The following is a 25,839-nucleotide window of genomic DNA, read 5'->3' as shown; positions in this document are numbered from 1 at the left end:
CTTTACCCCCCTTCCCGTTCGATCCGGCTGCGCCAGTGCGTCTCAAGAGTCATGGCAGCATCTCCTTTTTTGTACAAAACGCGAATGGTCACACCGTTTCCGTCTTCGTCTAGGTGATAGTCGATGTGGTCGATATGGCGACTGAGGAGGATGTAACCTTCAAACGGCCCTTGTGCCCCCCGTTTGCTCAGACGCCGCCCCAATTGACCCTGCCTGTGCTCCAATTGCACCGTTCGCGCATCGTCTAACTGAAAGTATAAATCACCCCCCATGACACGAAAATGATACCCCTGCTTCATTTCATTCAGCAGTAAAAAATGCAGAGCGCTCGCTTCCCGCTGCAGGACCACGTGGTCGACATTTTGCTCGGCCTCTCGAGTGATGGCGCCGATGACAGGTACAACGGTAGCCAGGATTAACACCGTCAAACTGAACGAGATGAGGAGCTCAATGTACGTAAATCCATTAGAGGACTTCACTGCAACGTCACGTAGCGCTCTAAACGCAATTCTCTCGACTGGTCCTGGACCTTCCATGCTACTTTCACTTCCACTGCATCGAGTCCGTCTCGGACGGACCGCCTTTTCCAGACGACATCGTAGACGTGGCGGTCAAGCCGAAACGTTTCCCTTCCTTCTGTTTGCCGGTTGGTCGATGTGATGGCAAGTTGCCGCTCTATCGCCATTTGTCCGACCCACAGCGCCTGTAACTGCCTTTCTCTCTCCACGTCCGATGTGTGAAAGGTGGTAATGAGCGGATACACCGACGCTGTCAGCACGGAGAGGATCAAGAGGGCCACGATCAACTCGACGTACGTCCAACCGCCTTCCCGCCTGTTCTGATTCAATGCCAGATCACCCGCGTTCGGTTCGAGAGGAGTGAAACTCTCATTTCAGCGTAGTCCTGTCCCTTGTACTTGACGTACACCGTACCACCGTTGGACTGTCCTGCAAATGTCGCATGCGGCTGAAATGTCACTTCCAGGTTGTTCACAACAGACAGGGAATCGGGAAAGCGGACCGATTTAATCGTTCGCCGCAGTACCCCGTCCGGTTCACTCAACATGTAAAGGCCCCCTCTGTTGACGTTTAACCGCACGGGTTGCTCTGTCGCCATAGCCCGTTTTTGGGCATACGCGATGTCGGCTTCCAGTTGCAGCACGAATGAGCGCGCTTCCCATGTGGAAATGACGTTCCCCGCTGCGGGAATGACGACGGCCGTCAGAACACTGAGTACAAACAACGTAAGTAACAATTCCATCAGCGTTAAACCTGAACACAGCCACCGATTGTTCAACGCTTGTCACCTACTGGCAGGACACTGTAAGGGAACCGGAAGAAGACACGTTGAATGTGTACGTCTCCCCACTATTCGGGCATTTCGGCGCTTCCTCCAGATAGCCCTTGTTCACCAACTGTTGTACTGTATCGGGATACGATCCCTCGGCGAGACGGTAGTTTTCCGCTTGGGCCAACAGGACTTTTCTGTTCGCTTCGTCTGCTTGACTCTCGGCCACGTCTCCCGTTTTCGCTAAATTGGGCAGTGCAATGGCGAGAATGATCCCAATCACGAACAATACGATCAACATTTCGATGAGCGTAAAGCCCCTCTCATCCTTCCTCATTTTCAGCGAATCCCCCTTTTCAATCTACAATCCCTCCACCAGTGACAAAATCGGGACAAACAGTGCCAACACCATCAAGCCTAATGCAATCCCGATGACGAGTATGAGCAACGGCTCCCACACGCGCAGTACCCACTGAATTCGCTCTTCTAGCTGCTCGTCTGCCATTTCCCCGCTGTAGAGCAACGTCTCTGCTACCGTTCCCGACGACTCTCCAATGGCCAACTGTCTCGGCAAAAAAGGGTGAAAAAACTTGTCCGCTTCCGGAACAAAAGAATCTTGCAAACTGAAACCTCTCTTCAACCGCTCTTGGACTCTTAAAATCGCGCGTCGGCTGCCGTTCCACGGCCAGCCTGCCAACACAGTTTCAAACGCTTTTAAAAGCGGCGTCCCCGCTTGGAGCAACAGCCCGAGCTGCCAGCAAAAGACTGACGTCACCCGCAATTGCACGACCTCCCGAACCATCGGTATCGCAAGACCGATGCGCATGAGGGCTCGGATCACGCCTTTCTTGTAAACCATGGTGAGCAAAACGAACAAAATGAACGCCGCAATGGCAAGGTAAACGCCTGCCTGATTCGCTCTGAGCAACCATGCGGTGTACCAGGGCAGATCGAGACCGATGGTCTCGTACAGTGTAGCGAACCGGGGCAAGACAGTTGTCTGCAGCAAGACGAACGACATGGCCATTAACAGTAAGACGAAGAGGGGATACATCAGCCCTTTCAGGAGCGTTTGCCGTATGTCGTGCTTGCGCCGGTAGTACCATTCGCCCTTTTGCAGCGCCCTGACCAAACTCCCGTGATGTTCTCCCGCCTTGACAAAAGAGACAAACAAAGGGGGGAATTCCCTCTGTTCCATCGCCTCTCCCAAAGGCATCCCTCGGTCGAGTTCGTTCACAATAGCCGTGATCGCCTCTTCGATCAACCCCGTTCCAGAGTCGCGGACGAGCAACAGCGCTGTCCTCAGTCCGACCCCCTGCTGTAACAATTGGTTCAGTTGTCGGCAAAAGCTGGCGATCTCGATGGCACGCATCCCCCTTCGCCTGTTAAACATCGATGTTCACGACCCGCTGCAGTTCTAGTCGCGACGTCTCACCGGCGCTCATTAAGGAAACCAAGTGCTCGCGCAACGGCACCATCCCCCGTTGCAACACGTGATGTCGAATTTGGTTCGCGGATGGATACTGTACAACCAGTTCTTGCAATTCTTCATCCACTGACAACACTTCAAACGCTGCAACCCGCCCGTAATACCCACTTCCCCCGCACCGCGGACACCCTTCGCCCTCTCCTGTACAGTGACTGCAGATTTTGCGTACCAGACGCTGGGCAATGACGCCAGTTACGGATGAAGCGACTAGGTAAGGCGGCACTCCCATGTCCATCAGGCGCGTCATGGCGCTGGCAGCATCGGCTGTGTGCAAGCTCGTCATGACGAGGTGCCCGGTTAACGCCGTCCTGACGGCAATTTCCACTGTTTCCCGGTCTCTAATCTCCCCGATCATGACAACGTCGGGATCGAGGCGCAAGATGGATCGCAGCCCGCGGGCGAATGTCAAACCGGTCTTCTCGTCGATCTGGACTTGGTTGACTCCGTCAAGGCGGATTTCGACGGGATCTTCCAGGGTTACGATGTTGCGTTCTGTCGTGTTCAACTCACGCAGTATCGTGTACAAAGTCGTCGTCTTGCCCGAGCCAGTAGGACCTGTGACGAGGAGAAGTCCGCTCGGCTGTACAATCCATTTTTGCACTTGTGCGAGCTGCCCTTCGTCCATCCCGAGTTCCTCCACACGTGAAAACGGATTGTACGGCTGTAACAGGCGCAACACCATTTTTTCACCGTAAAGTGTCGGAATTGTTGCCGCTCGTATCTCGATGTTTTCCCGGCTGAAACCGCCGTCCTGCGGAAGTCGTTTTTCCCCGATATCCATGTCGGCCATAATTTTTAACTGGGATAGGAGAGAGGCGCATCGTGCCATCGGCAGTAAACGGTACAACCGCAATGTCCCGTCGATGCGAAAGCGAATACGCACATGTTTTTTCCCCGGTTCGATATGAATGTCACTCGCCCGCGCCTCCACCGCTTCGTCCAACATATTCGGGACAAACGTGGCCCAACTCACCTGGCATCCCTCATCATACTATTTTACTCTTTTATTTCTATTATTCTCCATTTAATGATAAATTCCTCCTAGTTCTTTAGTTTCAAATTGTGACAATCGGTGAAAATGAGTGGGAGCTTTCTTCGCCTGAAATAATTCACTCAAAATATGTCGAGCGGTGTATATTATGTATCTTTCGATTCCATCCTATAGAGTAGAAAGTGACACGCGCTGGGGAGTAGCCAAGCGGTAAGGCAACGGACTTTGACTCCGTGACGCGTAGGTTCGAATCCTGCCTCCCCAGCCACTTCCCCTTTTTCCAGACTCCTCACCTCCCTCTCTGACTGGCAACATTTTAGCATAGACTTTTCCCCTTCGATTCGTTACGCTTATAGGTACTTGTGATATTTGAAGGGTGAAAACGATGTGGTGGATTGTAGCTGCTTGCTTTGGCATCTTCGTTGTCATCTGGGCTGTCGCCCGGCGTAACACATTTCACGCTGTGTTGAACGAGATTCGTCTCGATATAGATAAACCACTCAACGAGAGAGGGTTGCGCATCCTGCACTTGTCGGATCTGCATGTAGAACGCCTGTCTGTGAAAGCAGAAGATCTCGTACAACGGTGTAGAGCGTATCAGATCGACCTCATCGCATTGACCGGCGACTTTCTCGACCAGGTGGACAGCATGGACAAGTTTTTGTCCTACTTGGATCACATCGTTCAACTAAAACCGCAGTACGGCATTTACGCTGTATTTGGCAATCACGATTATGTCATTGAACCGTTTCTTCCGAAATTGAAAAACGAGATGGAGAAACGGGGATGCCACGTTCTGATCAACGAACACAGAACGGTTGAAGTCGGCAACAAGCGGCTCAACATTATTGGAATTGACGACTATTACAGCGGCCACAGCGACGTCGCCAAAGCTTACAGCAACCTGCCTGAAGACGGAGTTAACTTAGTTCTCACCCACGACCCCACGGTCGTTCTCACGATGAACGCGTACCCTTTCGACTACTTGTTGTCCGGCCACTTTCACGGTGGACAGATTCTTTACCCAAAGGCGTACCACTTGTACAAAATGAGTGAACTTCCAAAGAGGCAAGTAATCAAAGGACTTCATTTTCATGACAAGAAAGCTTTTTACATTAGCGAAGGTCTCGGCCAAACCGGCGTCAACATGCGGTTGCGTTCCCGCCCTGAAATAACGGTTCACACGTTGGAGTCAGCCCGTCATTCCAGTTGACGCTCATTCAGTCGCAGTCACGTTTGTGGCTGATCGTCCAGGTACCGTTCCAACAGGTCCCTCTTGGACATAAACACCCTTTTTGCCACCAGTTTATCGGATTTCTGGTAGATGCGAGCGACTCCCTCTGGATGGCAAAGGGACAAGATGAGTTTAAAGAAGAAGGTTTTGTACCAGCGCACCAGCGGCGAGTCGATATCCCGCACGAAAAATCCGAGGGGTTGAGCGCCGCGGTACAAAATTGTCGTCCCGACAACTCCCGTTATTTTGTCTGCATTCGGGTGCTCCGCCACGAATTTCGCCAAAGCGGGCAGGGACGTTTTCACTTCTTTTAGGGCCGCTAACCCAAGCCGCATTTCGCCTGTCATCCCCGCAAGGCGATGGGCCAGTTGACAGTTGTGAATGTGCAGTTTAACGTAATAATCCCCGGGAGAGACCACGACTTCTTGTTCGGATCTTAAGGGTTTCCCCCCATATTTTTTTATGACGACGCGAAAAATGTTGTTGTTCTGCTGATCGACATAACACAGTCGAGTGCAGCGGTAGTATATTTTGTCCCACAAGCGCCACGTCGTCAGCAACGCTCCGTTCATGGGCGGTCTCACCTCTTACATCCGAGAACTGTTCATTATTATTTAATGAAGTTCTTTGATGCATACGGTGAGTTCACACGCAGTTTCAGGAAAATAAAAAAGGCCTCCCTCTGACCGAGGGAGGCCCGCAACGCCTGCTCAGTCGAAGTAAGAGGCAAATTCCCGTTTGTCGTCTAACGTGAACGTCTTCATTTCAGTGTGTTGTACCGCGTCGTTCACTAACTCCTCCACGTCCAAGTTCGCTTCGTTCTGTCTCGTCCGCTCCAAGTTCGGGCGCGTTTGCGGCGATTTAGGAACAAAGACAGTGCAACAGTCTTCGTAAGGGAGAATGGACGTCTCATACGTTCCGATTTCCTTGGAAACCCCGATAATTTCTTGTTTATCCATCCCAATAAGCGGCCGCAACACAGGCAGTTGAACAACCTCGTTGATGGCCCGCATGCTTTCCAACGTTTGACTGGCAACTTGCCCCAGACTCTCGCCAGTGGAGAGGGCAAGGGCGCCACGTTTTTCCGCCAGCTGCTGGGCGATCCGGAACATGAATCGCCGCATCACCGTAATCGTAAAACTCTCTTCACACTGTTCCCGAATGTTTGTCTGAATCTCTGTAAACGGCACGACGTGCAAGTGAATGGGGCCTCCATACACTGCCAGCTGACGCGTCAAATCTTCCACTTTTTTTAAAGAGCGTTCACTCGTGTACGGGTAACTGTGAAAGTGGACGGCCTCTATTTCGACGCCGCGTTTCATTGTGAAGTATCCGGCTACCGGGCTGTCGATCCCTCCTGACAGAAGTAGCATCACTTTACCGCTGGTGCCCACCGGGAGCCCTCCCAGGCCCGGGAAGCGTTCTGTGTACAAGAAAACCCCTTGCGGACGTATTTCAACGGTTAACGGGTAGTCCGGTTCGTGTACGTCGACTTTGAGGTGTCGAGTATTGCGGAGGACGTGGGCCCCGACCTCTCGGTTGACCTCCTGGGAAGTGAGGGGAAATTGCTTGTTGGCCCGCTGCGTTTCCACTTTAAACGTGACGTTTGGCATGTCGTGTTTCTCCATTAAGGCTAAAGCCGCCCCTTTCACCTCTCCGATGTCCAGTTCGGTCCGTACGACGGGGCTGACGCTGACGATCCCGAACACCTGTTGAAGCGCCTGGGTAATCGACACGGCATCGGCGCCGTTTAAGTGAACGAACATCCGACCGAACGTCTGTTGAACAGTAACACCTGAAAACGGGTCGAGCTTTTGTCGGATGTTGTGCAGTAACCGTTCCTCAAACATGCGCCGGTTCCGTTTCTTTAACGCTAACTCACCGTAACGAACGAGCAACATATCGGGTCTCACTAGTTTTCACCTACCTCTCGCCGTAGACGTCGTACCGTCTGCTCGATAGCTTTAACGGCTTGTTCTATGTCTTCCCTGGAAGTGTTCTGTCCCATACTGATGCGCAAGGTCCCTTCCGCTTCTGCCTCGCTAAGATTGCAAGCAGCGAGCACGCGGCTCGGGACGTTCCGCTTGGATGAACAAGCTGACTTCGTCGAGACGTAAACCCCGTGTTCTTCTAAAGCGTGCAGGAGCACTTCCCCTTTCAATCCCGGAAAAGACACGCTGACAATGTGCGGTGCGCCGCCTTCCCGTGTCGTGTCTCCGTTCAGCTTGGCACCCGGTATGTCCGCCAAGCGCTCTAACATGAACTGTTTCCACTCGGACCACTGGCGGCGGTGGGTGTGGAGGCGTTTGCGGCTCATTTGCATCGCTTTCGCCAAACCAGCGATCCCGGGGACGTTTTCCGTCCCGGAGCGCCTGCCGCTCTCTTGACCTCCTCCCGCGAGCAACGGGTGCAACTGAATTCCGTTCCTGACGTACAGGACGCCTGTTCCTTTTGGACCGTGAAATTTGTGGCCGGATAAAGACAGCATATCGATTCCTTCCAGTCCATCGGGCAGAGGGACTTTTCCGAACGCTTGAACGGCGTCGACGTGAAACAGCGTTTTCCGCCGCCTGTGCAACACCCGGGCTATGTCGGCGATGGGCTGGACAGTCCCGATTTCATTGTTGACAGACATAACCGAAACGAGAACCGTGTCATCCCGCAAAGCGTGCTCTACTTGTTCAGCTGAAACGCGCCCCAAATGGTCTGGCTTGAGAAAAGTGACGGCAAACCCGTCACGTCTTAGCTGTTCAAAAGCTTGGTACACGGAGGCGTGTTCAATTTCGGTCGTGATTACGTGGCGCCCCCGTTCGCGGTACTGCATGGCCGCTCCTTTTATCGCCAGGTTGTTGCTTTCGGTGCCGCCTGACGTAAAGACAATTTCCGACGGATCGACACCCAGCTGCCCGGCTGCAATCTGTCTCGCTTCCTCCAGCAGCCTTTCGCCTTTTAATCCAATTCCGTGCAGAGAGGACGGGTTGCCGTATACGTTCAGCATGACGTCGCTAACGACGCGCACTACTTCCGGCAACGGCTGAGTCGTTCCACTGTTGTCCAAGTAAATCACTGCCAGCTACCCCTTTATATCCAGAAAGTCCTTTGCTTTATCGTGTGGAAAATCTTACGTTATCATAACACAATCGGACCAACCGGTAAATTTACGGAATCCGGATCGGGAGACTCCTCCCGTCCCGGCCCACAATCGTGTCACAGGGGAACTGAACAGCTCTTTCACTCCAAGACAGCCACACAGGCTGGCAGGTTCCCACTTTACCGTGGACAGATGTGGCTCCACAGTGAACTTGCGCCTCCTCGTCGTCCGCACAAAAATAGGGAACAGCCCTCGACGGAGATCTGTTCCCTTATCTCAAGATGACAAGATTGACACGTCTGTTCAACTGCCTGTTGTCGGCCGAATCGTTCGGCTTCACCGGCCGGTACTCTCCGTAACCGACGATGACCATCCGGGCAGGATCTATTCCCGTACGTTCCAAGAAATTTAATACGCTGCGAGCACGCGCTGTCGAGAGTTCCCAATTAGATTCAAAGCGACCGCTCACAATCGGCAAATCATCCGTATGTCCCTCGATGCTGATCGTATTGGTCAATTCATTTAACAGTGGGACTAGCGGTTCCAACACGTGTTCGGACGATTTTTTCAACTCCGCCCTTCCCAAATCGAATAAAATGTGCTCCGCAAACGTAATTTCGACACCGCGGCGTGCGTTGACCACTTGAATATCCGACTCAAGCTGATTCTCCACCACGTAACGCTTGATTTTAGCATACAGGGCGTCCAATTCCTCGTCTCGTTTACTGCTGCCGTCACCTTCTCCTTTTTCCCCTTCAGACTCCCTGTGGTCGAGCTGACTTAGGTCCAATCCCTCTTTTTCAGGAGGGTGGGGCGCAATATGTGCCCGCTCCCCCAGCTCGATAATCGATGGATCGGAGGTGAATTGAACCGCCAACGACCGGGCAATAGACTCAAACTTTGCCGCATCCACTTGACTGATGGCGTACATCATCACGAAAAACGCGAGCAACAACGTAATCAGATCGGCATAGGTGACAAGCCACCTGTCAACGTTCTCTGTTCCCTTATGACTCCGTCTACGCCGTCTCCTCATAGGCGACTCCTCTCTGCCGCTCTTCTCCGGAGAGCAACGTTTCCTTTTCCTCTGGCGTTAAAAAGGCCAGCAGCTTTTTTTCCAACATTTTGGGGTTCTCCCCCGCTTGAATAGACAAAATACCTTCTACCATCATCTCTCGCACTGTGACCATTTGTGCGTTGCGAAACTTCAGTTTATTAGCCAGAGGGAAGTAAATGACGTTCGCGAAAGCGACACCGTACAGCGTGGCCATAAACGCAACAGCAATGGCGGGACCGAGCGCCTCGGTATCTGTCAAGTTTCCGAGGACGTGGACCAACCCCATCACCGTCCCGATGATTCCCATCGTGGGCGAGAATCCTCCAGCCGTCTCGTATATTTTGGCGCCCGTCTCATGTTGCTTCTCGAAAAAATCCAACTCTATTTCCAGCATTTGTTTGATGAGTTCAGGGTCGCTACCGTCTATCACGAGTTGCAATCCCTCTCTCATCATCGGATCGACCTCCATATTGTCCAAGTGGCTTTCCAGTGCGAGAACCCCTTCGCGCCGAGCGATTGTCGCCATTTCGACCAGCTGTTCAATCGTCTCTTTTGTATTGAGATCGGGTTCGCGAAAAGCCATCATCGTCATAGCTGGCAGTCGCTTCAGTTCGCTGAACGGATACGACGCGATCACAGCACCGAACGTCCCGCCTATGACAATCAACAACGCCGTCACTTGAAACAAGGCACTAATGTGTCCACCTTCCAACAAAAACCCTATCAGGAGTGCGAGAATGCCTAAAATAAGTCCTACGAATGTCGTTAAATCCATGTCCATCCTCCTATCTGCTCTACCACCTTCACCGTCTCAAACGGGTGTGTGCAAACCGATAAACCTTCTTACGTATTGATATCGACGTTCCGTCCTCTTTTTTTTACCGTTGAGGACCTGCTCCTATTATCGGCTGTTCCACATCTCGGCAGCAGACGGAAAAAAGTCCTAAAAACTAAAAAAGGGCTGTCTGCCAGCCGAAAGTTCAGCTGCAGACACCCCCACATTCGCGACAGTGGCCACCAGTCTTACTTAGACTCGTCAAAATCGCTAAGCATCGCTTTGTACTCTTCGATTTTTCTTTCAAGACAGTCTTGACAAATCAATGTGGTCGTGCCTTCACTTTCGTCAATACCGGAAATTCCGTCAGGGGTTACTTCTTTCAATTCGTCACAATAATCACATATATCGATACGTGTAGACAAAAAGACAACCCCTTTACTCCTAACTGACGTCCATTATACATGAGTTTTGGCGTTTTCACAATTCACGTTCGCGAAAGGACCATTTTTTTCTAGAGGTGTGGTACAATATTTTTGGAAGCGATTACGATTGAATGAAAGGGTGTCGTACACGGTGAAGGCGGTATGGACCCCGACTGAATCCTTCGTACAGTCTACGCGTTTGCACAGATGGATGACACAACTCGGCTTTGACGATTACGACGACTTTTTTCAAGCGTCGGTCCAAAACATCGCCTGGTTTTGGGGTGAGGCAGAAAAGGCGCTGGACATTCGCTGGTTCAAGCCGTACGAAAAAGTTGTCGATCTCTCCCGCGGTAACATGTGGCCAAAATGGTACGTCCGGGGGAAACTCAACGTCACCCACAACGCGGTCGACAAGTGGTTGGAAGACCCGCGAGTCCGCACACGCCCAGCTGTCGTGTGGGAAGGTGAAGACGGAAAGGTTCGTTCCTTCACGTACGAAGAAATCGCTGTACGCGTCAACCGTGTGGCAAACGGACTGAAAAAGCACGGCATCCGAAAGGGTGACCGCATCGCTCTGTACATGCCGATGATTCCGGAAACAGTCATTGCCATCCTGGCGATCATCAGAATCGGCGCGATATTCATCCCGTGCTTTTCCGGGTTTCCCGCCGACGCTGTGGCAAAACGGTTAGAGCATGCCCAAACGAGCATGTTGATGACGGCAGACGGTTTTCTACGCCGCGGCAAGCCAGTCCGAATGAAAGAGGAGGCGTCAAAAGCGTGTGACCGAGTGGACAGCGTGCAAAAATTAATCGTCGTACGCCACCTGAAACTTGACATTCCCTGGCACCCTGAACGCGATACAGATTGGCTCGAACTCGAATCGGGCCAACCGGACTGTCCATGTGAAGTGACATCGGGCGACGACCCCTTTATGATTATTTACACATCCGGGACAACCGGGAAACCGAAGGGCGCCGTCCACACGCATAACGGCTTCGCCCTCAAGTCCGCATTCGATGCCGGATTCGGTATGGATGTCAAACCGGGGGACGTCATGTGCTGGTTGACCGACATGGGATGGATGATGGGGCCTTTCCTCGTGTTTGCGACTCTATTCAACGGTGCGACGATGGTCATTTACGAAGGGACGCCGAACTTCCCCACTCCCGATCGCCTATGGAAGCTCGCGTCGGACCACAGCCTGACACATCTCGGCGTTTCGCCGACGCTGATCCGCTCCTTGATGCCTCATGGAGCCGACCTTGCACACAAACACGATCTTTCCACCCTTAAAGCGATCGCCTCGACAGGTGAACCGTGGAATTCCGAACCGTGGCACTGGCTGTTCCGTGATGTCGGGAACAACCGCATACCGATCATCAACTACTCAGGCGGCACGGAAATTTCAGGCGGTATTTTGGGAAATGTGCTCGTCAAGCCGATTGCCCCCGCGAGTTTTAACGCCCCTTTACCGGGCATGGACGCTGATGTATTCAACGCTGAAGGCCAGCCTGTGCGAGGAGAAGTCGGCGAATTAGTGATTAAACAACCATGGGTGGGGATGACGAACGGTTTTTGGCAAGAGCCGGCCCGGTACGAAAATACGTACTGGAGTCGCTGGAAAGGGACGTGGGTGCACGGAGATTGGGCCGTGCGGGACGAAAACGACTTCTGGGTGATCACCGGGCGTTCTGACGACACGTTGAACATCGCCGGCAAACGCCTCGGTCCAGCCGAAATGGAATCGGTGCTCGTCGACCACCCTGCGGTACTGGAAGCGGCTACTGTCGGTATTCCAGACGACATTAAAGGAGAAGTGGCCGTCTGTTTTGTTGTCTTACAGCCAGATTGTCAACCGGCGCAACACTTGGGAGAGGAACTCGTCCAGTGGGTGACAGACCGTATGGGGAAAGCGTTGCGTCCGAAAACCGTCCACTTTGTTGCTGACCTGCCGAAAACGCGGAATGCCAAAATCGTGCGCCGCGCCATCCGCGCCGCCTACCTCGGCGAAAGTGCCGGGGACCTAACCAGTCTCGACAACCCTCAAGCTGTAGAAGCCATCCGCCAACTCGGTCATACAACAAAATGAAATCATGGAGCACAGGGTTCGATTGACCCGATCACGTACTGACACGCTCAAACGGTTTATCTCGGTAGCGCCAACGTACGTGCAGGCGAAAGAAAGCCGGGTGACGTGGAACGATAGGCCAGAGCTCGGGATCGGTTAGATCCTTCTGTGATTGACAGCAAACGGATGCAATGACAAGCCTTAAAACAAAAGGAAAAAGAGATCTCTTGAGCGAGACCTCTTTTAACGAAGTTTTCTCATGATAAAAATTAAAAATTGGAGCGGATGACGGGAATCGAACCCGCGTTTCAAGCTTGGGAAGCTTGTGTTCTACCATTGAACTACATCCGCACGTGGGACTACTTGCATTATAGCAAGAACACACTCCCTTTACAATCCCCCCAACACGAGACGATTTATTCTGAAAATAAAAAAAACGCGCTATATACAGAAGGCTCCCGCGTACGGGAGCCTTCACAGTACATATCGACTACCTGAAATAGGCGGGTAAGACCAACAAGGCCATTAACAACGAAAAAGCGCCAATGACCATCGCCCATATCCCCGTCGTACGTGAGCCTTGCCGGAAGGCAAGGTATCCGACGATGATCCCTGCCGGAGCTAAAACGGCAGGCAAAATAAAAATGCTGACCAAGGAAAGGATAATCCCGGCAATTCCTAATCCACGCCCTTCATCCCCTTGAGCACTGCGCCCTTCGTCTGCAGGTTCTTCAGCGCTACGCAGCATCGGATCGGCAATTTCCTCAGCCGCCTCTACGTCTTCCCGCTCAGACCGGATATCTTCCGGGTCGCGGTCATTTTTTCCGATGGGTTCAGCGGCTCCCAATGGTGAACTGATTTCCTCTTCCTCAGCCGGATCTTCACGCATCAGTTCTCCCTGATATGAATCGTTGAGATATGCACTTTCATCAAGCTCGTCCTGAACTCGATTCCCTTCGTCCGATTCGGTCAGGCCGCTGTTTTGCGCCCCGAATGCCTGTTCGTACGGAATCACCTTTCGGTCTCGGGTATCCTTTCCGTTTTCTTCGGCCACATCACAACCCTCCCTTTCAGGTATACCGTTAGTATGGAGGATTTAAGCCGAATGTATATTGGAAGTTATAAGGAATGAAAAGGTGATTTCCATGTATAATTGTACAAGACGTTTCATCGTGCTAACATGGAGACATTGAGGATTTGAGGGGATGCCTTGCGAATGGAAGCCTTAAGCCAACTCGTGGACGACTTAGGGGCATTTTTTTTGGAACACGGCATGTGGGGATTGATGTTTGTTTCCTTTGCCGACAGCTCCTTTTTTCCAGTTCCGCCTGATTTCTTGCTCATTCCGCTGGCGATTGCGCGGCCGGAGCTGGCGTTTTGGTACGGCATGCTGACGACTGGCACATCAGTGCTAGGCGCTATGTTTGGTTGGTGGATCGGCCTCAAAGCTGGCAGACCGATCCTCTACAAATTATTCCCTGAAGACAAAATAAGAAGAGTCGAAAAATACTATGAAAGATACGGAGGGGCCGCGATCGCGGTCGGGGGGTTCACTCCTTTGCCGTACAAAGCGTTTACAATTACAGCGGGTATGGCCAATATCACATTAAGGCAGGTAATCTTGTGGTCCATCCTATCCCGTGGAGCCAGATTTATGTTGGAAGTTGCCATCATTGTCTATCTCGGGGAACAAGCCCAAGATTTTATTCACGATTATTTCGGTCCGATTACGATCGTTACCGTCATCGTCATCATGATCGGATATATTGGATACCGCTCGTACAAGGCGCGTCAATGGTCATCGAACAAAAAACAGGTTTGACCCTTTCGCAGTTTGTTCATCAGGCACGCTCTAAAGGGGTCAGTTTACGATCCAAGTAGTGATACACGCGGGCAACGAGTTTCGGATTGAAACCGAAGTCTACAAAGCGGCTGCGCAAAGCGACATGCAGATCGACTGCCGACTGAACTGGAGTAATGGCGTAGACCGTCACGACGATGTCGTGTTTCAATCCGAGCGGATCGCGATATTCCATCATCACTTCGCCGCGGTTTTCGTTTACATGTACAAGCTGGACATCTGTCGCTTCCCTGGCAAACTGTACAACTTCTTGGCACACTTTCTTTTGTTCACCTCGGTAATACCGAGTGCGCAAATGCTCTTCTTTTACATGCTCACCAGTATCTGTAACACCTGTAAAAAAACGCCTGAACGCTGACATGTTCACACTCCCTAGCCCACTGTTAACCTCGCACTTTCTCTTCAAGCCGTTCAATACGGCGCAACATATCCTGCAGTAACGCTTCTTGCCCGGTCTCTTGAGAGACAGATTCCCGCAACGTTTTTAACTGTTCTTTCAGTTCACGGTTTTCTTCAATTAAGTATTCAAAATTCTTAATCACCAAATCCAGAAACTCGTTCACTTCATCGACATCGTAACCGCGAAACGAATATTTAAAATCTTTGTTAAATATATCCAGTGGTGTTAATCGTTCCATTTTCTCCCCCTTAACCTCTCTTGTCCTTTTAAACTTTATTATACCGTACAAGGTTGTATTTTTGTCTAGTCAAATAAAAAAGGAGCTCTTTCGAGCCCCGTATTGGTGTGCTTTTCCTAAATCAATGAGCTGTCGGGAAAACACGCCGAATCGTCTCGTTGATCTCATCCATCATGCCGTCGACCGGCTGTCCGTTGCGAATATCCCGTGCGTATCCGTTCACCCTGTCAAAAAAGTCTGGATCTGCGGAAACGTACACATTCGCAATATCCCGGTCGAGATGGCGCACTTCATCCGAAATGCGTTCTTTCAAGTCGTTTGTGACCCGGCCTTCTTGGTCTCCCGGAAGATCTACGGCTACAAACGCATTGTCGTCCGTCAACAAAACCGTCGCGGCATCAATCTCACGCATGTTCGTCAGTCTGTCTGCAACGTCATCAGCTAGGCGCATGTTACCTTCGACTCCGCCGCCGGCATTATTCTGAGTTCCGTTATCATTCATCCCGGATCGGTTGCCGCCAATGTTTCGGTTTCTGTCATTGTCCGCGAAACCGTTGTCCCCCGTGTCTCGGTTGCCGTTGCCCATCCAACCGTTATTCCGGTCCCCCATATTATTCCCGATGTCGCCAGGGGCCCTTGTCTGATCGGGGTTGTTGAGATTGTCATCGTCCGGCCGCTCTTGGGCCGCACACCCTGCCATGAGCGCGATCACGAGTACGGATACCATCGCCAAACGAAGCCATCGGATTTGCCGCATTGGCATGCTAATTCCTCCTTTATACGGGTTACACTGATAGTGTGAGCGAAAAAGGAGGAATTATACACAAAAACTCCCGCCGAAGCGGGAGCCGAACGAACCGATCGACTATTATTCTCTTGTGGCAGCGACGAACAAGAGCACAAACCGAAGCAGTTCTACAAGTGCCAACAGTGTAGAAGCGACGTACGTGAAGGCGGCAGCGCCCAACACTTTGTTCACCCCGCGCTCCTCCTGGTTGCGGATAAAGCCGTTTTTGAGCAGAATGTCTTTCGCTCGACTGCTGGCATTAAATTCGACAGGCAGTGTCACAAGCTGAAACGCCACGGCCCCGGCGTAAAACAGTACGCCAAGTCCAAACAGTTCTAAAAACCCCAAAAAGAGACCGGCTAAAAGCAAGAACGGGGCAATCCCGGACGTTAAGTTCACGACGGGGAACATGCGGTGGCGCAGGACGAGCATGCTGTACTGCTCCTTGTGCTGAATGGCGTGCCCGACCTCGTGAGCGGCGACGGAAACGGCAGCAATGGAACTCCCGTAGTAGTTGTTTTCCGAGAGTCTGACCACCCGTTTAATCGGATCGTAGTGATCGGATAAAACCCCGCGCACCGGCTCAACTGCCACGTCGTACAGCCCGTTCTGGTCCAAAATTTGCCGCGCTACTTCCGCACCGGTCAACCCAGAGGAAGCTGCTACTTTCGACCATTGGTTGTAATTTCCCTTGACCTTAAATTGAGCCCAAATGGTGAGCCCAAAGCAGGCAAACGTCAGCAACAGCAAAAGTCCCATCATCGCAGAAAAACAGTCCTCCCCTTCTACCTTTTTATGTTTGTATACGATCGATCTTTAGGTTAGTTTCACACCTACTTTTATTTTATCACAAACAATGGCAGCGCATGAAACAAGTCATGACAACTTTTTTTAATTTCCATATACGAAGTTGATCACGAGTCCGGCAACGAGCAGCACAAATAGTGCAACGACGATCCACATCCCTTTGTTGTTCTTTTTCATCGCTCCCATCTCTCCCCGTCAGCTTTTTTATCTATTTTATCAGCTTTTTTAAAAATCGAAAATCACTTTTGCGCTTCAAGCAATATCCATCCGTGCGGTGAGATTTCATCCTCAACTATGTCAGGATTTGACATCAGCTCGGCCGCTACATCCGTGTCGAACGTTACGTACACTTCTTCCACTTCCGGCTGGTTGACCCAGCTTCTCAGCAATTCCTGCATATTTTGCTCTGTTTCCACGGCCAAATCGCCGGAGCTCAACACGCCAACGTACAATTTCCTGCTGCGCTCTACAAGTACGGCGTCTTCCACTTGTTCCATGGCTTCTACCCACTCGTGCAACTCCTCTGCAAACGAAGGCGCCTCTTCTGTTTGCCGGACCCGAATGTACTCGCGAGGAGCGAACGGCTCTACTTCCAACCCGTTTCGTTTACGCTCTTCCAAGACGGGATCACATCCGTTTAAGATGGCACAACACGTATACATTAGAGCAAATGTGAGCACTTGGCGTCGGTACACGTGAAATCACTCCCTGGTGTTAATTTGCGCTTAAGCAGGAAGGCTTATTCTGTTAGTCGCGGGCCCCTTTTTCCATCGTCAGCTAAGTCGTCTTGTACACTGTGCTCCCACAAGGGAACGCCTGTGCGGTAGGCGGCGCGGGAAATCATGTGCGCGCCAACCGGGGCGGTCAGGAAGAGAAAAACAATCCCGAGCAGCAGTTTTACACTGACGACACCGTGCTCGGCCATGAAGTAGGTCATACAGCCGAGTAGAATACACATGATCCCCAAAGTCGAGCTTTTGGTGACAGCGTGCATGCGGGTGTATATGTCGGGAAACCGGAGCAGTCCAACCGTTCCGAAAAAAGTGAACACCACACCGACGACAATAAGGCCGCTAACGATCAGGTCAATCAACGATAACACCCTTTATCAAAAACTTGGAGAAGGCAACCGTCGCAATAAACGACAATATGGCAATGACCAGAATGGCGTCTAAATACGTGAGCGAATCCAGCTTAATCGATAAAATGCCAATGACCCCGATCAAGTTGACGCCGATGGTGTCGAGGGACACGACCCGATCGGGCAAGGTGGGGCCGACTAAGACGCGGTACGTACATCCGGCAATCGAGACGGCCAAGGCACTCAAACTGACTGTACACACGATGTCGATCATCGAGTCACCTCCCGAATCCGTTTCTCAAACGTATTTTTGATGTCGTCACTTACTTCTTCCGCTGCGGAAATATCCAGCACGTGAATGTACAGAGTCGAGTTGTCCACGGATACGTCGACGCTCAACGTTCCCGGTGTCAACGATATTAGATTGGCGAGGGTCGTAATTTCCCGCGGGGAACGCAGATGGATCGGGAGAGCGACAATTCCAGGTGTAAAAGCTTGTTGCGGTTTCGCCACGTGTTTGATGACATCGATGTTAGACAGAATCAACTCTTTCAAAAAAATACCGATCAGCACGACGAGGGCCACAATGCGCCTGCCGTAAAACGGCGCTGGAAGAAAACGCCGCAGGAGGAACAGTAACACAAACCCGAGCACATACCCGACAGCAAATGTCACCGGAGTCAAGTCGTTATTCAGAAACGCCCAGACGAAGGCCAGTATGAGGTTCACCAACACTTGCATTGCCACTGTCATCTACTCCTTCACATTTACGGACTCAATGTATAGGGACGGGTCCATCAACTGCTCTCCCGCCAGCGATATGTAAGGATAAACCCCTTCTGCCCCTAATCCGATGGCAACGGACAACACTACCAAAAAGGCAGCGGGCGCAAGCAGCGCACCGTCTCCCCTCATTTTTTTTCCGGCGGGGAACCGCTCCTCTCCCCAGACCCCGTATATAAAAATGCGCATGACAGAAAACAAAATGAGTAAACTCACCAGGAGGGATAAACCGACCACCCAGTAAGACGAAGCTTGAATCCCTCCCTGGAGGAGCAGCACCTTCCCGACAAATCCGCTCAACGGCGGAATACCGGCCAACGACATGGCGGCAGTGAAGAACAACCAGCCGAGCTGGGGATGCTTTTTGATCAATCCCCCCATATGCGCCAGTTTCTCCGTACCTGCGATTCCCACGATGACACCGCCCAACAAAAACAGGCACGCTTTAATGATCATGTCGTGTACGAGGTACAAAACAGCCCCGGTGACGCCCGCGTCGTTGTAAAATCCTAAACCCGTGAGTATGAGACCGACGGCGCTAATGACGTTGTAAGCTAATATGTGCTTCACATTTTCCGAACCGACGGCCCCGATAACCCCGATGACCATCGTGACCGCAGCAAATATGAGGATCATCGTGTGGGTAAAGGGCGTGTCGTTTACAAATATAAGGGTGAAGAAACGAAAAATGGCGTAAACCCCCACTTTGGTCAACAATCCGGCAAACAGGGCGGCGACTGGCGTCGGCGGTGCGGCGTACGAGTCCGGCAACCAAAAGTAAAGGGGAAAAAGCGCAGCTTTAATGGCAAAGACCACCAAAAACAAGACGCTCAACGCCGTGAGGACGCCTGGCTGGCCGCTATCAGCGACCTTCACGGACAAATCTGCCATGTTGAGCGTTCCAGTCACGGCGTACAAAAAGCCGAGTGAAATCAGAAACAGCGTCGATGAGACGACATTGACGACGACATACTTAAGGGATTCCCGCAATTGCCGCCGCGTTCCGCCCAACGCGATTAACGCGTACGACGCGATCAAGAGGACTTCAAAAAAGACAAACAAGTTAAACGCGTCACCCGTTAAAAAAGCTCCGCACACGCCTCCGACGAGAAACAAAAAGAGCGGATAGTAATAATGTCGCTCGCGCCCTTCCCCTATCCCCCGAAACGAGAAAAAGAGACAGGCCAATCCGACGAGGTGCGTGGTGAGGATTAACAGGACGGCAAACATGTCGGCGACAAACACGATGCCAAACGGTGCCGGCCAGTTTCCCGCGGCCAAAGTTTGAATCCCTTCTGCTGGTACTTGCCGGACTAAAAACAGCGCAATCCCTGTGCTCAAAAATAACCCGGCTGCACTCAGGACACGCTGTACGCCGACGCGCTCCTTCAAAAAAATGAGTAATATGCCAGTTAAAAGCGGTACAATGACCGGAAAGACAATAACGTTATTCATCCTGTGTCTCCTTAAACTGTTCCAAGTCGTCTGTTTGAAGCGCTCGATAAGAGCGGTAAGCGAGGACGAGGAGCACAGCGGTTACCCCGAAGTTGATGACGATGGCGGTCAAGATGAGAGCTTGAGGCAGCGGATCTGTATAAACGGCCGATTCCTGGTCGAGCACAGGAGAAGCTCCCCTTTTTAAGCCGCCCATGGTGAGCAAGAGAATGTGAGCTCCGTGAGAGATAAGCGATAAACCGAGAACAACGCGCAAGACGCTTTTGGACAGTATCAAATACGTCGCGACAGCGAACAAAACTCCTGCGGCAACAGACATGACCCATTCCATGTTACCGGTCCTCCCCAATTGTGAGTATCGCCGTCATCGTGGCACCTGTCACAGTCAAGTACACGCCGATGTCAAAAATGAGCGCCGTCGTGAGTTCGGTCTCGCCCAAAAGCGGCAGGTGAACATACCCGAAAGCATGGGTTAAAAACGGGTATTGAAGTACCGTTGCACCGATGCCGCACAGAAAGGCGATCGACAGGCCGAGGGCCATCACATGACGGAAATTGACGGGAACGGCCTTTTGGACCGTTTCCATCCCGAAAGCGAGGGACAGGAGCACGAAAGCAGAGGTCGTCAACAATCCCCCGACAAAGCCGCCCCCTGGGGAATGGTGACCGGCATTTAAGATAAAGACGGCAAAGACGAGAATGATAAACAAGACGACCTTCGTAACCGTCTGTAAGATGAGGTCATTTGTTTTCATTGACATCGCCCCCCGTTAAACGCAGTTTTACCAGCCCGTACACAGCGAGTCCGGCAATGCCGAGCACTAAAATTTCCAGCATCGTATCCGTCCCCCGGAAATCCACGAGAATGACGTTCACCACGTTGTAACCGCCTGCCTCTTCATAAGAGTTTTGCACGTAGTAGCTTGAAATAGGCTCGAACAGTTTCGAGCTGAAAGACGACAACGCCAACGCCGTCACCAGAATACCCACCGCAACGGACACGATCAGATGACTGACGGCGGTACGCCGTTTCTTTCGTTCGCGCTTCAATCGGGGCAAGTGATAAAAACAGAGCAAAAACAGCACCGTCGTCACCGTTTCAATGACAAGCTGGGTGAGGGCTAAATCCGGCGCTCGGAAATTGACGAAGAACAGAGCGACGATAAAACCGACGGCTCCAAGGGCGAGAATGGCCCTGATCCGGTGGCCGCTCACGGCAATGTAAAGGGCAGCGGCTATCATCGTCAACGCCAATAACAGTTCGTACGTGCTGACGGGCGATGCCTTTTCCGGAATGAGGGAAAAGGCGTTTTGCTCAAAGAAAACGTATCCGACGAAAAGCACTATAAACGTCAACATGTACACGAGGTAATCGCGCAAGGAACCTGTCATGTGCCAGTTCATCACCTGTCGGGGCACCCTTTCCGACCCGTCAAGCCAACTGTCGTAAAAACTGTTAAGGGACAATATTGGTGGAAAGGCTCTGTAGACCGCCTGCCAACGGGAGAGAGAGCGAAACATGACAAACCCGATCCCCAACACTCCGATCGTCATAAACAGCGGCCAGTTCAATCCGTGCCAATGGCTGATGTGTACAACGGGTTCCGACCCGGGGACAATCGCCTCCACGACGGGTGCCAGAATACTGTTAGCCACCAAGCCGGGACACAACCCGACGGCGACGATCATGACGGCCAACGTGACGGGGGGTATCAACATCCCTAAGGGCGCTTCGTGCGGCTTCTTTTCCAGTTTCTCCAACTGGGCTTGCCCGGTAAACACGTGAAACGACAACATCATGGAGTAAATAAAGGTGAAAATGCTGCCCAAAAACGCGACAATGGGAAAGACCAGTTGCCACGACACCTCTTCCGTCATGTTGACGGACGCCTGGAAAAACATTTCTTTACTGAGGAAACCGTTTGTCGGCGGTACGCCAGCCATGGCAAAAGTACCGATAAACGCAAGAGCTGCCGTCACCGGCATCAGCGCGTACAATCCCCCAGACGACGGATGTCCCGCGTCCCCGTTTCGTGGTCCACAATACCGGCGACCATAAACAAGCTCCCCTTAAACGTGGCATGGTTCAACAGGTGGAATACCGCCGCCAAAATGGCTAGTTCTGTCCCGTACCCGAGAAGGGCGATCATCAACCCGAGTTGGCTGACAGTGGAAAAAGCCAATATTCTTTTCAAATCTGTCTGGCGAATTGCCATAAACGCCGCCCAGAACATGGTGAACAGACCGACGCCTGTCACGGACCAGAACCACTGTTTTGTGTCTCCCAATACGGGCGTCAAGCGGGCCATGAGATAAACGCCGGCTTTAACCATGGTGGCCGAATGCAAGTACGCACTGACGGGTGTCGGGGCTTCCATCGCATCGGGAAGCCAAATGTAGAAGGGAAATTGAGCCGACTTCGAAAATGCGCCAATCAAAAACAACGACAAGATGGCCCCATAATACGGAGAACTGAGCACGGCATCAGCCTGTTGGAGCGTTTCTCTCACGCTGAAGGTTCCCGTCACCGAATGGGTGAGGACAATGCCCGCCAGCATGGCAAAACCGCCGGCGATGGTGATCAGCATCGATTTTTGGGCACCGTACTGGGACTGTTTACGGTGGTACCAGTAACCGATGAGGAGGAAGGAGGAGATGCTCGTCAATTCCCAAAACACGTACATCACGAGCAAGTTGTCGGAGAGGACGACCCCCAACATCGAGCCCATAAAGATGAGCAAATAGACGTAAAAGTAATGCAGCGGTTCGTCCTTTGCCAAGTAATAAACGGAATAGAGGACGACGAGAAACCCAATACCGGTAATGAGCAGAGCAAAGAGGAGTGACAAGCCGTCCAAGTACAGCGTCCAATTGATTCCGAGAGACGGCATCCAACTCACTTGTTGCGTGACCGTTTCAAAACGCCATACTTGCGGCAGAAAACAGGCAAAATAGCCAAAGAGCACTGCCGGAAGGATAAGCAAGAACCATCCGGTATGTACAAAGCGAAATCGCCGGTTCACCCAGGGCGTCGTGACAGCGATCGCAAAAGGTGAGAGAGTGGCCAGTGCTAAACCGGGCACGGCAGAACCTCCTTGCAACAACGTCGTTCCGCTCAATCAAACGTGCCAGATGACACAACCGTCATCGAATGCCGTTTTAAGGAACTTCAACTTGTGAGACGAATGTGGCGGCATTACTCTTAACAGTCGGCTTGAAATGGCAAATTACCCCCGCATCGGGGGTAATTTGCAGATCGTTACTGTCTTGGCTTAAACGTGTGGCAACACGTATCTCTGGAATGTTTTGCGTAATCCTGGTGAGACGTGTGGACCATCTCTCCGCCGACCTCTTCATTAAAGCGATGATCGGCATGCTCATTCACTTCCACCATGATGGCGTCAGCGTCACACTTGTTTCCTTCTGCCCAAAAGAAACAGTTGGCGACACTGCAGTAGACCTCAGGCAAAGAGATCACCTCCTGCCTTTAGGGTAAGCGGAACGCCTTGATGTATAAGTGGAAAAAGTTATGTCATGCTAAGGGCTTACATTTATTATTGTTTACATGAAAGGGAGAATTCATACGGTTAATCTTCACTGTAAAACATAATTTTTTTTCGTCGCATCCCAACATTCAACACGAGTCCAACCGCCAGCATGGTCGAGACGAGGGAACTTCCCCCGTAACTGATAAACGGCAGATTGATGCCCGTGACCGGCATCAAACCAACGGTCATTCCGACATTTTGGTAAATTTGGAACACAAGCATGCCGATAACGCCAGCTACAAGGTACGTGCCGAAGAAATCTTGGGCAGCCAGCGCAATGTGCACCATGCGGTAAACGAGGTAAATAAAGAGGCACAAAAGGACACTCGCTCCGACGAAGCCGAATTCTTCGGCAATAACTGGAAATATGAAGTCATTGTGGGCTTCTGGTATCCACATCCCTTGCGTTTGTGTCCCGTTTTGATACCCTTTACCGAGTAACTGACCGGAGCCGATGGCAATCATTCCCTGCACAATTTGCCAGCCGTTTCCGTCCACATCGGAGGTCGGGTCTAGAAAGGAACCGATGCGGTGAATTTGGTGGGGCTCCAACACTTTTTCCAAAATGGGCTTGTGGTAAAAGTACAACCAGAACACGCTTGCCACGGCCAGCGCCGCTATGAGCACAAGGACGAGAATAATGCGCCAGTCCAACCCCGCCACTAACAACATACTGGCGATGATGCCGAGAAAAATGAGAGCCGTCCCTAAATCGGGTTGACTGACAATGAGAGCGAACGGGATTGCAAAAATGAGGGCCGTTTTCAAAATGGCCTTCCCGCTCTTAATCCTGACTTCCTTCGTATCGGCCAACACTTTAGCCAGTGCCAAAATGATAAAAACTTTCATCAATTCAGACGGCTGAAACTGCGTAACTCCGAGATTCATCCAGGAACGCGCCCCTTTCGTATCGGTGGGGTCCATTCCGATTCCCGGCACGTACAAAAGGAGTAGGAGGACAATCCCCAAACCGTACAACCAGTACGCGTACTGACCGATGTGACGGTAATCGATTAACAGCGACAACAAAATGGCGACAAATCCAATTGCATACCACATTAACTGTTTTTCGGCAAAACTCGGATCGTAAAATTTGGCACTCGATATCGCCGTATAACTGATCACGCTTAATGCGACAATGATCAGCAATATGGGCACGTCTAAGTAGCGGAGCATTTTCAGTTCGCGCTTACGGTTCATCGGGCATCGCCTTTCACGTGATTCGTCTGCTTTATCATGCTATCATATAATTGCCTGTGTTAAAATGTCCAAAGTCGGACGTTTTGAGGGGATGACACATGACACGCGGAAAACCGGATTTTTTGCTTTTGTTCACCGTTTTTTTGTTAGTGGGGTTTGGGCTCGTCATGGTGTTCAGCTCCAGCTATTACATCGCCATGACCGAAACTGACGACAGCTACTTTTACTTTAAACGCCAGCTGCTTGCGGCCGTATTAGGGCTGTTTGCACTCTTTTTCGCCATGAATGTAAAGTTTACGCTGTACCGCAAACTGATGGCGCCGATGCTGGTCGTCACAGTCGTCCTTTTAATCGCCGTTTTCTTCATGGAGGAGCGCGGCGGAGCCCACCGCTGGATTATTCTTCCCGGTTTTCAATTTCAACCGTCAGAATTGGCAAAAATAACGGCCGTTGTCTATGCTGCATACATATTTTCCAAAAAACAGGACCGCCTCGATTCCTTTTGGCGCGGCCTGTTTCCTCCCCTCACCATTATTGGCGGACTGTTTTTACTCATTGTGCTGGAACCGCACTTCAGCTCGGCGTTCATGTTATTCGTCTCGTGCATGGCTGTCGTCTTCTGTTCAAAAGCGCGCCTGCGCCATTTGTTCCTGCTGGCAGTACTGTCCGTCCCGGTTTTAATCGGCTTTTTACTGTTAAGGGGGTACCGCCTGACGCGTCTGGAGACGTATTTAGATCCGTTCGCTGACAAGATGGGCAGCGGTTTTCAAACGGTGCAGTCGCTCTACGCCATCGCACCGGGAGGGTGGTCCGGTGTCGGACTGGGTAACAGCATTCAGAAGATGCTGTACTTGCCTGAAGCCCACACGGATTTCATCTTTTCGATTATAGCAGAGGAACTCGGGTTTATCGGCAGTAGCGGACTCATTTTTCTCTACTTGTTGTTTATATGGCGCGGCATTGTGATCGCCCTCCGCTCCCCCAACCAGTTCGGGTTTTTGCTCGCCATCGGACTGGTCACTTTGATCGGCATCCAGGCATTTCTCAACATCGCAGTGGCAACAGCCCTCATTCCAGTGACGGGTGTGCCGCTCCCGTTCATCAGTTACGGCGGAACCTCTCTCCTCATGTGTATGGCGATTAGCGGCATTTTACTCAACATTTCCCGCTACAAAATGCCGCGGAAACAGCGCAAAAAAGGCGATGCGACCCGCGAGGCGGTTATGACGAACTAGACGGAATCCGCCTCAAAGGCT

General features: G+C 51.6%; 30 protein-coding genes, 2 tRNA genes and 1 pseudogene. 5 read left to right on the top strand and 28 right to left on the bottom strand.

The window, feature by feature from the left end; translation table 11 throughout:
* Window positions 1-2 precede the first annotated feature (2 nt).
* Genes B0W44_RS06410 through B0W44_RS06385 form a run of 6 tightly spaced genes read right to left on the bottom strand, consistent with a single transcriptional unit; the run spans window position 3 to window position 3,749 of the window.
* Window positions 3-479, bottom strand: a complete 477-nt coding sequence (locus tag B0W44_RS06410; protein WP_077719330.1) for a type II secretion system protein — start codon at window positions 477-479, stop codon at window positions 3-5.
* Complete coding sequence (locus B0W44_RS06405; protein ID WP_077719329.1) at window positions 476-847, bottom strand: type II secretion system protein; 372 nt, start codon at window positions 845-847, stop codon at window positions 476-478. Before B0W44_RS06405 ends, B0W44_RS06410 begins: the two co-directional genes overlap by 4 nt.
* Window positions 844-1,260 carry a hypothetical protein gene (locus tag B0W44_RS06400; protein WP_169835450.1) on the bottom strand — a complete coding sequence of 139 codons (417 nt, stop codon included), beginning with the start codon at window positions 1,258-1,260 and terminating at the stop codon, window positions 844-846. The genes B0W44_RS06405 and B0W44_RS06400 overlap by 4 nt, the downstream gene beginning before the upstream one ends.
* 46 nt (window positions 1,261-1,306) lie before the next feature.
* A complete protein-coding gene (comGC, locus tag B0W44_RS06395; RefSeq protein ID WP_077719327.1) occupies window positions 1,307-1,624 on the bottom strand; it encodes a competence type IV pilus major pilin ComGC in 318 nt (105 codons plus the stop codon).
* 24 nt (window positions 1,625-1,648) lie between these two features.
* On the bottom strand, window positions 1,649-2,659 hold the full coding sequence (locus B0W44_RS06390; RefSeq protein ID WP_169835449.1) for a type II secretion system F family protein: 1,011 nt from the start codon (window positions 2,657-2,659) through the stop codon (window positions 1,649-1,651).
* Between the two features lie 13 nt (window positions 2,660-2,672).
* Window positions 2,673-3,749: a GspE/PulE family protein gene (locus B0W44_RS06385; protein ID WP_077719325.1), complete on the bottom strand. Its 1,077-nt coding sequence runs from the start codon at window positions 3,747-3,749 to the stop codon at window positions 2,673-2,675.
* A gap of 211 nt (window positions 3,750-3,960) precedes the next feature.
* Between B0W44_RS06385 and B0W44_RS06380 the strand changes: the two genes are divergently transcribed.
* Window positions 3,961-4,035 (top strand) — tRNA-Gln (locus B0W44_RS06380).
* A 117-nt stretch (window positions 4,036-4,152) separates the two neighbouring features.
* On the top strand, window positions 4,153-4,980 hold the full coding sequence (locus B0W44_RS06375; RefSeq protein ID WP_077719324.1) for a metallophosphoesterase: 828 nt from the start codon (window positions 4,153-4,155) through the stop codon (window positions 4,978-4,980).
* Between the two features lie 17 nt (window positions 4,981-4,997).
* Here B0W44_RS06375 and B0W44_RS06370 read toward each other — a convergent pair whose 3' ends face one another.
* The 6 genes from B0W44_RS06370 to B0W44_RS18040 all read right to left on the bottom strand — a co-directional run bounded on the left by B0W44_RS06370 (window position 4,998) and on the right by B0W44_RS18040 (window position 10,349).
* Entirely contained in the window at window positions 4,998-5,573 is a 576-nt protein-coding gene (locus B0W44_RS06370) for a YkoP family protein (RefSeq protein ID WP_077719323.1), read from the bottom strand.
* A gap of 138 nt (window positions 5,574-5,711) precedes the next feature.
* Window positions 5,712-6,914: a tRNA uracil 4-sulfurtransferase ThiI gene (gene thiI, locus B0W44_RS06365; RefSeq protein ID WP_149026943.1), complete on the bottom strand. Its 1,203-nt coding sequence runs from the start codon at window positions 6,912-6,914 to the stop codon at window positions 5,712-5,714.
* Window positions 6,914-8,068 (bottom strand): cysteine desulfurase family protein, encoded by a 1,155-nt coding sequence (locus B0W44_RS06360; RefSeq protein ID WP_077719322.1) that lies wholly within the window; start codon window positions 8,066-8,068, stop codon window positions 6,914-6,916. The genes thiI and B0W44_RS06360 overlap by 1 nt, the downstream gene beginning before the upstream one ends.
* Window positions 8,069-8,363: 295 nt before the next feature.
* On the bottom strand, window positions 8,364-9,128 hold the full coding sequence (locus B0W44_RS06355) for a flagellar motor protein MotB (protein ID WP_077719321.1): 765 nt from the start codon (window positions 9,126-9,128) through the stop codon (window positions 8,364-8,366).
* Complete coding sequence (locus B0W44_RS06350) at window positions 9,112-9,924, bottom strand: flagellar motor protein (protein WP_077719320.1); 813 nt, start codon at window positions 9,922-9,924, stop codon at window positions 9,112-9,114. Before B0W44_RS06350 ends, B0W44_RS06355 begins: the two co-directional genes overlap by 17 nt.
* A 248-nt stretch (window positions 9,925-10,172) precedes the next feature.
* A complete protein-coding gene (locus B0W44_RS18040) occupies window positions 10,173-10,349 on the bottom strand; it encodes a hypothetical protein (RefSeq protein WP_169835448.1) in 177 nt (58 codons plus the stop codon).
* 97 nt (window positions 10,350-10,446) lie between these two features.
* Between B0W44_RS18040 and B0W44_RS06345 the strand changes: the two genes are divergently transcribed.
* Window positions 10,447-12,444 carry an AMP-binding protein gene (locus B0W44_RS06345; RefSeq protein ID WP_228441572.1) on the top strand — a complete coding sequence of 666 codons (1,998 nt, stop codon included), beginning with the start codon at window positions 10,447-10,449 and terminating at the stop codon, window positions 12,442-12,444.
* A gap of 256 nt (window positions 12,445-12,700) precedes the next feature.
* Here B0W44_RS06345 and B0W44_RS06340 read toward each other — a convergent pair.
* Window positions 12,701-12,774, bottom strand: a tRNA-Gly gene (locus B0W44_RS06340).
* 139 nt (window positions 12,775-12,913) lie between these two features.
* A complete protein-coding gene (locus tag B0W44_RS06335) occupies window positions 12,914-13,477 on the bottom strand; it encodes an MFS transporter (RefSeq protein ID WP_077719319.1) in 564 nt (187 codons plus the stop codon).
* 162 nt (window positions 13,478-13,639) lie between these two features.
* Here B0W44_RS06335 and B0W44_RS06330 point away from each other — a divergent pair, with 162 nt between their 5' ends.
* Window positions 13,640-14,245, top strand: coding sequence for a YqaA family protein (locus B0W44_RS06330; protein WP_077719318.1), 606 nt, complete (start codon window positions 13,640-13,642; stop codon window positions 14,243-14,245).
* A 19-nt stretch (window positions 14,246-14,264) separates the two neighbouring features.
* Here the strand turns inward: B0W44_RS06330 and B0W44_RS06325 are convergent, their stop codons facing one another.
* The 14 genes and pseudogenes from B0W44_RS06325 to rodA form a co-directional block, all read right to left on the bottom strand.
* Window positions 14,265-14,645 (bottom strand): DUF1499 domain-containing protein, encoded by a 381-nt coding sequence (locus tag B0W44_RS06325; RefSeq protein WP_077719317.1) that lies wholly within the window; start codon window positions 14,643-14,645, stop codon window positions 14,265-14,267.
* A gap of 22 nt (window positions 14,646-14,667) precedes the next feature.
* Complete coding sequence (locus tag B0W44_RS06320) at window positions 14,668-14,922, bottom strand: DivIVA domain-containing protein (RefSeq protein ID WP_077719316.1); 255 nt, start codon at window positions 14,920-14,922, stop codon at window positions 14,668-14,670.
* Between the two features lie 121 nt (window positions 14,923-15,043).
* Entirely contained in the window at window positions 15,044-15,685 is a 642-nt protein-coding gene (locus B0W44_RS06315; protein ID WP_077719315.1) for a YhcN/YlaJ family sporulation lipoprotein, read from the bottom strand.
* Window positions 15,686-15,790: 105 nt separating this feature from the next.
* Window positions 15,791-16,471: a zinc metallopeptidase gene (locus B0W44_RS06310; RefSeq protein ID WP_077719314.1), complete on the bottom strand. Its 681-nt coding sequence runs from the start codon at window positions 16,469-16,471 to the stop codon at window positions 15,791-15,793.
* Between the two features lie 284 nt (window positions 16,472-16,755).
* Complete coding sequence (locus B0W44_RS06305; protein ID WP_077719313.1) at window positions 16,756-17,211, bottom strand: hypothetical protein; 456 nt, start codon at window positions 17,209-17,211, stop codon at window positions 16,756-16,758.
* A gap of 44 nt (window positions 17,212-17,255) precedes the next feature.
* Window positions 17,256-17,618 carry a monovalent cation/H(+) antiporter subunit G gene (gene mnhG / locus B0W44_RS06300; RefSeq protein WP_077719312.1) on the bottom strand — a complete coding sequence of 121 codons (363 nt, stop codon included), beginning with the start codon at window positions 17,616-17,618 and terminating at the stop codon, window positions 17,256-17,258.
* A complete protein-coding gene (locus B0W44_RS06295; RefSeq protein WP_077719311.1) occupies window positions 17,602-17,871 on the bottom strand; it encodes a Na(+)/H(+) antiporter subunit F1 in 270 nt (89 codons plus the stop codon). The genes mnhG and B0W44_RS06295 overlap by 17 nt, the downstream gene beginning before the upstream one ends.
* On the bottom strand, window positions 17,868-18,338 hold the full coding sequence (locus tag B0W44_RS06290) for a Na+/H+ antiporter subunit E (protein ID WP_335582666.1): 471 nt from the start codon (window positions 18,336-18,338) through the stop codon (window positions 17,868-17,870). The genes B0W44_RS06295 and B0W44_RS06290 overlap by 4 nt, the downstream gene beginning before the upstream one ends.
* Before the next feature lie 12 nt (window positions 18,339-18,350).
* Complete coding sequence (locus B0W44_RS06285) at window positions 18,351-19,835, bottom strand: Na+/H+ antiporter subunit D (protein WP_077719309.1); 1,485 nt, start codon at window positions 19,833-19,835, stop codon at window positions 18,351-18,353.
* Entirely contained in the window at window positions 19,828-20,166 is a 339-nt protein-coding gene (locus tag B0W44_RS06280; protein ID WP_077719308.1) for a Na(+)/H(+) antiporter subunit C, read from the bottom strand. Before B0W44_RS06280 ends, B0W44_RS06285 begins: the two co-directional genes overlap by 8 nt.
* A gap of 1 nt (window position 20,167) precedes the next feature.
* The gene (locus B0W44_RS06275) at window positions 20,168-20,590 is read right to left on the bottom strand and encodes a Na(+)/H(+) antiporter subunit B (RefSeq protein WP_077719307.1); all 423 of its coding nucleotides are present in this window, start codon (window positions 20,588-20,590) and stop codon (window positions 20,168-20,170) included.
* A pseudogene (locus tag B0W44_RS06270) lies at window positions 20,577-22,918 on the bottom strand (Na+/H+ antiporter subunit A). Before B0W44_RS06270 ends, B0W44_RS06275 begins: the two are co-directional and overlap by 14 nt.
* Window positions 22,919-23,094: 176 nt before the next feature.
* Window positions 23,095-23,304 (bottom strand): DUF1540 domain-containing protein, encoded by a 210-nt coding sequence (locus tag B0W44_RS06265; RefSeq protein WP_077719306.1) that lies wholly within the window; start codon window positions 23,302-23,304, stop codon window positions 23,095-23,097.
* A gap of 118 nt (window positions 23,305-23,422) precedes the next feature.
* Entirely contained in the window at window positions 23,423-24,583 is a 1,161-nt protein-coding gene (gene rodA, locus B0W44_RS06260) for a rod shape-determining protein RodA (protein ID WP_077719305.1), read from the bottom strand.
* A 98-nt stretch (window positions 24,584-24,681) separates the two neighbouring features.
* Between rodA and ftsW the strand changes: the two genes are divergently transcribed.
* Window positions 24,682-25,818, top strand: coding sequence for a putative lipid II flippase FtsW (gene ftsW / locus B0W44_RS06255; RefSeq protein ID WP_077719304.1), 1,137 nt, complete (start codon window positions 24,682-24,684; stop codon window positions 25,816-25,818).
* Window positions 25,819-25,839 lie beyond the last annotated feature (21 nt).

The organism is Novibacillus thermophilus (assembly GCF_002005165.1).
Lineage (GTDB): Bacteria > Bacillota > Bacilli > Thermoactinomycetales > Novibacillaceae > Novibacillus > Novibacillus thermophilus.
The sequence above is the reverse complement of the archived record's forward strand: the minus strand, read 5'-3'. Positions and strand labels throughout refer to the sequence as shown.